Origin of the sequence: Paenibacillus antri, assembly GCF_005765165.1 — a bacterium.
Classification (GTDB): Bacteria; Bacillota; Bacilli; order Paenibacillales; family YIM-B00363; genus Paenibacillus_AE; species Paenibacillus_AE antri.
Window position 1 is genome coordinate 359,915 of sequence record NZ_VCIW01000005.1, and the last position, 9,635, is coordinate 369,549.

Below are 9,635 nucleotides of genomic sequence, written 5' to 3' on the forward strand. Positions count from 1 at the left end.
AATCAAATATATATTTGATTGGGGTGATTTCGTGGAACGCGGAGATTCTTGCGATATCTTCTGCTTTGATGAGCATAAGGTGAATCGGGTAAAGGAAAAGCTAAACAAACATGATTTTCAGGATATGGCTCAAATCTTTAAGGTGCTTGCCGACAATACACGGCTAAAGGTGGCTTATGCGCTGTGCGATGAGGATGAACTGTGCGTGTGCGATGTAGCCAATGTCATCGGCTCAACCATGGCAACAGCGTCCCATCATTTACGATTAATGCGGAATATGGGCATTGCAAATTACCGCAAGGAAGGAAAACTCGTTTTCTATTCTTTGGAGGATGAGCAACTCAAACAATTAATTAGGCTCGCGATCGAGCATCAGAAGGAGGTCGTTGGGATTGAGTAAAACGGCAGAGTCATTAGAAAGTAAAAACGTGTACCGCGTAGAAGGATTTACATGCGCAAACTGTGCCGGAAAATTTGAAAAGAACGTAAAACAACTGCCGGGCGTTCAAGACGCGAAAGTGAACTTCGGGGCTTCCAAAATCACGGTGATCGGTGAAACGACGATTGATGATCTGGAAAAAGCTGGGGCGTTCGAGAATCTGAAAGTGATCCCCGACAAGCCAGCACGCGGGGCAAAACCTGTCCCGGTAACGAACGAGGAAAAAAGTGTATTCAATGTTCAGGGGTTTACGTGCGCGAACTGTGCTGGGAAATTTGAAAAGAACGTAAAGCAACTGCCGGGCGTTCAAGACGCGAAAGTAAATTTCGGCGCTTCGAAAATTACGGTTTATGGCAGCTCCACGATCGAGGAATTGGAGAAAGCCGGTGCGTTCGAAAACCTTAAAGTGACCCCGGAAAAGACGGCTCGCGAACCGAGATCAGTGGAGACCGCGATTAAAGAAGCTAAAGAACCGTTTTATAAAAAACACAGCTCTTTATTGACTGCCGTTTTATTGATTGTATTCGGCTATATCTCCCAATACGTCAATGGAGAAGAAAACATCGTTACTTCCTTGCTGTTCGCCTCCTCTATTGTATTGGGGGGTTATAACCTTTTTAAAGTCGGCTTCAAGAACTTGCTTCGATTTGAATTCGACATGAAGACGCTTATGACGGTAGCCATCATTGGCGCTGCGATTATAGGGGAATGGGCAGAAGGCGCGATCGTAGTTATCTTGTTTGCAATTAGTGAAGCCTTGGAACGATTCTCGATGGATCGCGCGAGACAATCGATACGTTCCTTAATGGACATCGCGCCAAAAGAAGCTCTTGTAAGACGTAATGGACAAGAGATGATGATCCATGTCGATGATATCGCCGTTGGGGACATTATGATCGTGAAACCCGGTCAAAAGATCGCCATGGACGGTGTGGTTGTAAGTGGATACTCCGCCGTAAATCAAGCCGCGATTACAGGTGAGTCCGTTCCGGTAGAAAAGACAGTCAATGACGATGTCTTTGCCGGAACGTTAAATGAAGAAGGCTTACTAGAAGTTAAGGTAACAAAGCTTGTGGATGACACAACCATTGCGAAGATTATTCACCTGGTTGAGGAAGCACAGGGAGAACGTGCCCCTTCACAAGCGTTTGTTGATAAATTTGCGAAGTACTACACACCCATCATCATGATTGTGGCCGCTTTAGTCGCGGTTATTCCTCCGCTTTTCTTTGATGGAAGTTGGGCCGCATGGATTTATCAAGGTTTAGCTGTACTCGTTGTCGGTTGTCCTTGTGCACTTGTGATATCGACGCCAATTTCCATCGTGTCGGCAATCGGAAATGCGGCGAAAAAGGGCGTCCTTATCAAAGGCGGTGTGTATCTCGAAGAAATGGGTGCCTTGAAGGCGATCGCATTTGATAAGACCGGCACACTCACGAAAGGGGTCCCTGTTGTAACGGACTTCAAGATGTTTAACAATGATACAAAGCCATCGGAACTGCTATCCATTATCACTGCATTAGAGTACCGATCCCAACATCCACTCGCGTCGGCGATCATGAGAAAGGCGGAAGAAGAAAGCATTTCTTATTCCGACGTCAAGGTGGAAGACTTTTCTTCCATTACGGGGAAGGGCATTAAAGGGATTGTTAATGGAACAATGTTTTATATTGGAAATCCGAAACTCTTTAAGGAACTGCCGACGGTTCGTTTCAGCAGCGAGCAGGAGCAGCAGGTTACAACCCTCCAAAACGAGGGCAAGACAGCGATGATTGTCGGAACGGATCGTGAGGTTCTCGCGGTGATCGCAGTGGCGGACGAAGTTCGTGAATCGAGTAAAGACGTTATTCAAAAGTTGCATCAACTCGGCATCAAAAAAACGATTATGCTTACCGGTGATAACAAAGGAACGGCATCGGCTATCGCCGGACATGTCGGCGTATCCGATGTTCAGGCTGAACTACTGCCGCAGGATAAATTGGATTTTATTAAGCAGTTGAGATCGGACTACGGCAACGTAGCCATGGTGGGGGACGGCGTGAACGATGCCCCTGCGCTTGCGGCATCGACAGTAGGTATCGCGATGGGCGGAGCCGGTACAGACACCGCGCTGGAAACGGCAGACGTTGCGTTAATGGGCGATGATTTACGGAAACTGCCATTCGCCATCAAACTAAGTCGAAATGCTTTGGGCGTCATTAAACAAAACATTACTTTTGCACTCGCGATTAAGTTAATTGCTTTGTTGCTCGTGATTCCAGGTTGGCTGACTCTTTGGATTGCCATCCTATCCGATATGGGGGCAACGCTCTTGGTTGCATTGAACGGGTTGCGACTCATGCGGGTAAAGGAATGAGCAAGGCAAACTGCGTACCCACGTGAGGTTTAAACAGATGATTCGCGATTTAGGGGCGAAACGCCCCTAAATCTTTATTTGGAAGGATGTGTCACTGTGCTTCGTTACTATTTTGTCGCGATAATCGCCTTTGCCGTTGACCAAATCCTTAAGTGGAATGTTGCGACTTACATGGATATCGGTCAAAAGATCCCATTGATTTCGGGCTTTATCCAACTAACATCCCATCGAAATCGGGGGGCCGCATTCGGCATTTTGCAGAACCAAAGGTTATTTTTCATTATAGTTACAACTGTTGTACTTATAGGAATAATTGTTTATTTATACAAAATATATCGCAAACAAAAATTGCTATCCTATGCGCTTGCATTGATTTTTGGGGGGGCGCTTGGAAATTTTGTGGACCGCACTTTACATGGCGAAGTCGTCGATATGCTGGAATTTACCTTTATTAATTACCCCGTTTTCAACATGGCGGATGTCTTCATCGTAACAGGAGTCGGTTTAATCATCTTCGATACGCTGCGGGCGTCAAGAACGGATAAGGGATCCGCTTAAACGTTCCATAAGTGTGAGGAGTGATTGCTCTGGGTGGGAATAGCTTACTGTACGTAGGCTTGGCGGCCGCAGCAAATGTAGTGGGCGGTTTTGTCTTCCTGTTAAAACGGAATTGGTCTCATAGGGGCCTTCATGCGTTGATGGCGTTAAGTGCTGGTCTGTTACTAGCGATTGCCATCTTGGATTTCGTTCCGGAATCCCTAGAACATAACTCTTTCAGTCCGATTTTTATCCTAATCGGTATAATAGGGATGTACCTCTTTCAGCATTTTGTGGCCGGCCATTTCCACTTTGGGGAGGAAGCCCACGTTCCCAAGCATCGTAAAAGTACAGTCGTTGGAACGATAGCAGGTATGCTCATCCATACGTTTTTTGATGGGTTTTCGATCGCGGCCAGTTTTACGGTAGATTTCCGGGTTGGAATCACCGTGTTTATCTCTATTTTTCTTCATAAAATACCAGACGGAATCACGATCTCGTCGATTATTTATGTTTTCACAAGGAACAGGAACAAAGCGTTACACGCTGCGTTGCTGTTAGGCGTATCGACAGTGGCTGGCGCGATTATAGCAACGCTTCTTTCTAATTATTTTGTTCCAAGTGAACAGATCGTTGCGGTTGCGATCGCATTCTCTGCTGGAATATTTATTTATGTGGCGTTAACCGATCTGCTTCCCGCCGTGAACGCTACCGGTGACAGACTTGCGTCTTCGTTTTTCTTTGTCGGAGTATCGCTGTATTTTTTGTTAAGCTGGGTAATTCAATCATTAACCCCAGCCTTGCATTAACGAAAAGTGAGGTGTTTTTCAATGGATGTTGTAAATATTACGGTATGGCTGGCACTCGGTGCCGGCTTTTTATCTTTTATTTCTCCTTGTATGCTCCCGTTATACCCCTCTTATTTGTCGTATATTACGGGTGTTTCCACGAAAGATTTGGCCGGGAATAAAGGCATGTTTCAACGTCGGGCCATGTTACATACAGTGTTCTTCCTCATTGGGTTTTCTATTATCTTCTTTGCCCTAGGGCTTTCAGCCAGCCTTTTGGGGGATTTTTTCTCGACTTACCAGGATATCATTCGTCAACTGGGTGCAATTTTTATTATTTCGATGGGTTTGTTTATGCTCGGCATTTTCCAACCCCGTCTTTTGATGAAAGAAAAACGTTTTGAGTTAAAAACGAGGCCATCAGGCTATTTGGGTTCCGTCTTGGTTGGCATTACGTATGCGGCTGGATGGACACCTTGTATTGGTCCCATTTTCTCAGCCATTTTAGCTCTTGGAGCTACGAATCCCGAGCAATCTTTAATCTATGTATTGGCTTACACGCTGGGTTTTGCCATTCCGTTCTTCCTAATGGCCTTCTTCATCGGTAGAATAAAATGGATAAATCAATATTCACAACGATTGATGAAAATCGGTGGAGCCGTGATGGTTGTGATGGGAATTTTGCTGTATACAGATAAAATGACGGAAATCACGATATGGCTTATACGTTTGTATGGGGGATTCAGCGGGTTTTAAAGAATTATCTGGGATGAGGATTTGGAAGTGTTGAGCGAAACGAAAAAAGATTGGCGGAAGCTTCTTGCCGTTCTGCTTGCTGGAGGAAAATAACAAAACAGTTATTAGCGGTAGCGGGGGATTTTCAGCCCTTTTTTCCGGAATAGGTAGCCAAAATGGAACCAATATCTTCAAGGTTGTTTGAGCTGAACAAAGACGTGGTTCCATGGGGCTCAAACGTACAAGTTGCCGCACAGACGGCGGAGTAATAGGTGACACAAACCGTTCAAAAGGACATTTGAGTGTGCCAGCGCTAATTTCGTTATAATAGGGTGTGAGGTGAGGACGATGGGTAGACATAGGAAGCGGATTCAAGCGTCGATTTTCTTTTTCGTGCTGCTCGTCGTCGGGTATACGGTTACGACGAGCGTATTTGATCGCAAGGAGACCCCACCGAGCGTTGGCGATCCGGTGGCCGCGTTCTCTCTCGAGACGTTGAACGGAGGAACACTTGGTCCCGACGACTTTAAAGGCCAGCCAATGGTCATTAACTTCTGGGGGACTTTCTGTCCGCCGTGCGTAGAAGAGACGCCCGCACTGCAGCGGATGTACGATAAGTATAAGGATCAAGGCATCGTCATCCTTGGTATCAATCTGGGGGAGAAGCCGATCGTTCGGATCCAGAACTTTACGGAACGATTCGGCGTAACGTATCCGATTTTATTGGACCCCGATCTCGAGATACGGGACCGATATGGGGTTCGCTCGTACCCAACCACGTTCTTCGTGGACGAATCGGGCCGGGTTGTGGAAGTCAAAGTCGGCGGTATGTCGGAAGGGTATATCGAATCCCGGATCTTACGACTCCTTCAATAAAATAAGAGACCGAAGCTGCGGGTGAGGTGCGTTTCGGTAAGACGAACACAAGCCTCAAACAGGGTGGCTCCTTCGGGGGCCGCTTTGTGTATTTTAAAAGAAGCTAACGTTGGGCATACTGCCCTCAACGGGATCAACAAAAGAAGCAGGTGTCCACGCAATCGCCATCGATCCTTCAGCATGAAACTCGGAGCTTCTTCCTGCATCTTTGGCGCATGTCGTTCAACGAATCCATATGCTGTTGTCAGACACTAACAAAAACCGCCACTCAATGTTCCCTCTTCGGCCGACCTCGTCAGGATAACGAACGCCTAGCAAGGGCCCCAGACAGTTGTCCGCCCTTTGCAGCCTTTTCGCATTTTTGGAAGACATCTTTATGCCCCTCACTTTGAATCCACGAGATCTGTTCTTCCTGCTTTTTGAAGTGCGGCGGAGTTTCGTCGCAATGGTGCGTATCTGAACAATTTACCTAACGTTAGTCTATCTTTCCAATTATAAAGTGGATTGTCTCGAAGTTCGGATTCCAAAAACATTTTCGAAACTTGTTTTCATATTCGAAAATAATCAAATTTGCATTTGATTACCAGGGAGGTTTGGTGTATTATAATATTCAAAATAACGTTTGATTGTAGGGGTGGAATCAAATCATCGACTATGAATAACTTATGGAACAAAGTGACTTATCGGTCTTAGGCTCCCTTGTACGATTATTTCTTTAATGCGGTACCTTTTTTAAAGGCCCGGGAAAAGATTTTTGAGAACCTCGACATGAAGCCTAAACTTACAGTTCATTTCGAACAGAGATATTTCCGTTACGGCAATCGACTTGTCATCCGAAATGCTTGATAAAGCAAGAAGTAAATATGATGTACCAAACTTTAAGTTCACAGAAATGGATGCGCAAAATTTGACCTTTTCTCCGGAAACGTTCGATATGGTCATTGTGAATTTGATCCTATCTGTCGTACCCAATCCGGAACTATGTTTTCAAGAAATGATTCGGGTTACTCGAACTGGGGTATATATAGGCATTTTCGATAAATTTGCCCCACATCGTAGGAATTGTCCATAATTAAGAAACTTCTTCGTCCCGTCGTAACAATGTTGGGGACAGACATTGGCCGTCATTTTGAAAAAATTGCAAAACCGTATGAAGGTCATATTCGAGTGGAGAATGAGGCTGCCTTATTAAACGGGATGTATCGTAAAATCATACTTCGTAAAATCCAAGCTTAAACTACTGGCAGGATGGCCGGATGGAGGGTGAAAGATGCGTAAACAAGACAATAGAGAGTTTATACCAGCTCTGAGATTTCACTGGCTAACATCATTTTATGATCCAATACTTCGCTGGACTATGAGGGAGTCTACCTTCAAGAACAAATTAATTAGACAAATTCAAGTTGATCCGGGGCAGCGGGTGCTTGATCTAGGATGTGGGACTGGTACATTAACTCTTCTTTTAAAACAAGCTTACCCGAAAGCAGAAGTAACAGGTCTAGATATTGATCCGAATGTTCTCCGAATTGCGGAGAAAAAAGCAGTGGATATGGGGATAGATATCAAGTTTAATCAAGGGATGTCGTTTGAACTCCCCTACCCTGATCATTCATTTGATCGTGTTGTCACGAGTCTAATGTTTCATCATTTGACTTTTGAAAATAAACTCCGAACACTAAAAGAAATTTTTCGTGTACTTAAACCACAAGGTGAGCTTCACATAGCGGATTGGGGAAAGGCGCAAAATCGGCTCATGCGCATTGCGTTCCTTTCAATCCAAATCCTCGATGGTTTTAAAACGACAGCAGATAACGTAAATGGCCTCATACCTCAAATTATCGAAAAGGCCGGGTTTGCTAAATATAAAGAGACGGATAGTTTCATGACAGTGTACGGAACTCTTTCTTTATACAAAGCGAAGAAATAAACCAGCATTGCGTTTGATATAGCTTCCGATTATTTAAAATTAAAAAATAAAAGGAAGTCAACAGACTTCCGTTCTGGAGGAAACCCTGATGGAATTAAACAAATTAGAGTTCAAGTTAATGAATAATCCAGTAAGACGTTGGCTTCAAAAGAACATTGAGTTTAAAGCCTTTAATGAATTTTTAAATAAGCATAATATAACGTTAGAAGGCAAAGCCATATTGGATGCTGGTTGTGGTTCCGGATACAGTACGAACTTAATTCATCAGACATATGCCCCATCAGAGCTATTGGGGATTGATCTAATGCCCTCACAAATTTCAAGGGCAAAGATAAATTACCCTCACATAAACTTTGAGGTGGGTAATGTACTTCAAACAAATCTTCCTCCCGGCAAATTTGACGCTATTTTCGTTTTCGGCATATTACATCATATACCCGATTGGAGACAAGCTGTTACTGAGCTTCATCGAGTACTTAAGCCAGGAGGGGTATGTTTAATCGAAGATTTGAACAAGGATACATCTCACTTCTTTGCTACTTATCTCAAATTGGATCATCCTCCGGAAGCGTACTTTTCATGGGAACAATTTACTGACAGCCTTGAAGCAACCGGATTTACAATTTTGAACCAGAAAAGAATTTTCACAAATGGGATTGGGAGTTTTCTTTGCTTAAAAAGTAGTTAATTATCGTTCGGGCAGTTTCAAGAAAAACTAACTCCTGGACTTGAACCCAATGTAGGATAACGGTTTTAGAACCACATTCAGAACCGACGACAAATACAATTTTTTTGAAATCCAGAAACTGATCATGATCAGACTCTTTCAATCATCATGCTTGGTTGACAGGAGAGAGGAATCATTATCTCTGGCTTGGATCGGACGAAACCATAATCGGTATTAAAAAGGGACGATGAAAAGGAGGCTACAATTTTGTGATTAAGGCCGTGCGCCTCCAGTCCGGCACTTCGGGAGGGGGATTTTTTTTATTTTACTTAAACATTAAACTAATTGTTTGACTGTATTAGAGATCGGCAGTATAACATATTCAAACGAATGTTTGATTGCAAAGGTGCCTAATGACTAATAATTCACCTTAGCGACAATCGCTCAAGCAAGCATACATACTGGAGGCACATACTATGGAGTTGTCAAAAAAAGTGCAGTTTGAAAACACCCTCATAAGGAAATTCCGTTACTAAGCTGCTTTAGAAAGCATCCTTTCGCGATAAACAGTTGGGGGCCAGCCCCCTGGGTTGGAGGTGTAGATCCGCCGTCTGTTGTAGTAGACCATGATGTATCTGAAGATAAGCGATTTAATATAGGCCATCGGATAACGCTCCGTGTTGATTTTGTAAAGCTTCTCTTTCTTGAGCGTAGCAAAAAAGCTTTCCATTCTTGCGTTATCATAGCAACGCCCCGTGCCGCTCATGCTTTGAATGGCGCCACGTTTAGCCAGACTTTCCCGGAATGCATAGCTCGTAAATTGGCTGCCTCGATCGCTGTGATACATCATCCCGCGAGCATTTCTCGCTTTACAGGCGTTCTCGAAGGCTTGGATGCAGAGTTCCTTACGCATATTGTCGTCCATGGCGAGGCCAACGATCTCTCCGTTGAAACAATCCAATACCGCGGACAGATATAACTTGCCGTCTGAACAAGGGACTTCGGTGATATCCGATAGCCACTTTTGGTTTGGTGCTGAGGCACTGAAGTCTCCCTGGATCAGGTTCTCGCTCTTTTGGGCGGCAGCATCCTCGCGTGTAATGCCGTTGGGATGACGCTTGGCTTTCTTCAGCAGGCCGTGCTTCTTCATGATTCGATAGACGGTGCTGTAGCTGGTCGTGATATCTATTTGTGACAGCGCCAACAGAATACGTTGGACGCCGTAATTGCAATTGTCTTCATGTTCACCGATGATTTCTTTGATTTTGACCAGAAGGCGTTCCTGCCGCTCCTGTTTGGAGGTAGGCTTC

Annotated in this window: 10 protein-coding genes; 9 read left to right on the forward strand and 1 reads right to left on the reverse strand. The window is 44.5% G+C overall.

Annotated features, from left to right (window positions below; translation table 11 throughout):
- Window positions 1-31 precede the first annotated feature (31 nt).
- The 9 genes from FE782_RS11170 (at window position 32) to FE782_RS11210 (ending at window position 8,346) form a co-directional block, all read left to right on the forward strand.
- Window positions 32-400, forward strand: coding sequence for an ArsR/SmtB family transcription factor (locus FE782_RS11170; protein WP_138194165.1), 369 nt, complete (start codon window positions 32-34; stop codon window positions 398-400).
- Window positions 393-2,795 (forward strand): heavy metal translocating P-type ATPase, encoded by a 2,403-nt coding sequence (locus FE782_RS11175; protein ID WP_138194166.1) that lies wholly within the window; start codon window positions 393-395, stop codon window positions 2,793-2,795. Before FE782_RS11170 ends, FE782_RS11175 begins: the two co-directional genes overlap by 8 nt.
- Window positions 2,796-2,891: 96 nt before the next feature.
- Window positions 2,892-3,353, forward strand: coding sequence for a signal peptidase II (gene lspA, locus FE782_RS11180; protein ID WP_138194167.1), 462 nt, complete (start codon window positions 2,892-2,894; stop codon window positions 3,351-3,353).
- A gap of 140 nt (window positions 3,354-3,493) precedes the next feature.
- Window positions 3,494-4,141: a ZIP family metal transporter gene (locus FE782_RS11185; RefSeq protein WP_238392434.1), complete on the forward strand. Its 648-nt coding sequence runs from the start codon at window positions 3,494-3,496 to the stop codon at window positions 4,139-4,141.
- A gap of 21 nt (window positions 4,142-4,162) precedes the next feature.
- The gene (locus FE782_RS11190; RefSeq protein WP_138194168.1) at window positions 4,163-4,876 is read left to right on the forward strand and encodes a cytochrome c biogenesis CcdA family protein; all 714 of its coding nucleotides are present in this window, start codon (window positions 4,163-4,165) and stop codon (window positions 4,874-4,876) included.
- 327 nt (window positions 4,877-5,203) lie between these two features.
- Window positions 5,204-5,731, forward strand: coding sequence for a redoxin domain-containing protein (locus FE782_RS11195; RefSeq protein WP_138194169.1), 528 nt, complete (start codon window positions 5,204-5,206; stop codon window positions 5,729-5,731).
- A gap of 838 nt (window positions 5,732-6,569) precedes the next feature.
- Window positions 6,570-6,803 (forward strand): class I SAM-dependent methyltransferase, encoded by a 234-nt coding sequence (locus FE782_RS32825; protein WP_238392425.1) that lies wholly within the window; start codon window positions 6,570-6,572, stop codon window positions 6,801-6,803.
- Between the two features lie 198 nt (window positions 6,804-7,001).
- Window positions 7,002-7,658, forward strand: a complete 657-nt coding sequence (locus FE782_RS11205) for a class I SAM-dependent methyltransferase (protein WP_138194170.1) — start codon at window positions 7,002-7,004, stop codon at window positions 7,656-7,658.
- 88 nt (window positions 7,659-7,746) lie between these two features.
- Window positions 7,747-8,346: a class I SAM-dependent methyltransferase gene (locus FE782_RS11210; protein ID WP_138194171.1), complete on the forward strand. Its 600-nt coding sequence runs from the start codon at window positions 7,747-7,749 to the stop codon at window positions 8,344-8,346.
- Window positions 8,347-8,857: 511 nt separating this feature from the next.
- Here the strand turns inward: FE782_RS11210 and FE782_RS11215 are convergent.
- The coding region (locus FE782_RS11215) for an IS3 family transposase (protein WP_138194172.1) at window positions 8,858-9,635 on the reverse strand (778 nt) is incomplete at its 5' end.

What these genes read in the sequence shown, in the direction of transcription:
- FE782_RS11185 (WP_238392434.1), top strand. Translation starts at nt 3,494, where the DNA reads ATGGCGTTAAGTGCTGGTCTGTTACTAGCGATTGCCATCTTGGATTTC.
- FE782_RS11210 (WP_138194171.1), top strand. Translation starts at nt 7,747, where the DNA reads ATGGAATTAAACAAATTAGAGTTCAAGTTAATGAATAATCCAGTAAGA.
- FE782_RS32825 (WP_238392425.1), top strand. Translation starts at nt 6,570, where the DNA reads ATGCTTGATAAAGCAAGAAGTAAATATGATGTACCAAACTTTAAGTTC.
- FE782_RS11190 (WP_138194168.1), top strand. Translation starts at nt 4,163, where the DNA reads ATGGATGTTGTAAATATTACGGTATGGCTGGCACTCGGTGCCGGCTTT.
- FE782_RS11205 (WP_138194170.1), top strand. Translation starts at nt 7,002, where the DNA reads ATGCGTAAACAAGACAATAGAGAGTTTATACCAGCTCTGAGATTTCAC.
- FE782_RS11195 (WP_138194169.1), top strand. Translation starts at nt 5,204, where the DNA reads ATGGGTAGACATAGGAAGCGGATTCAAGCGTCGATTTTCTTTTTCGTG.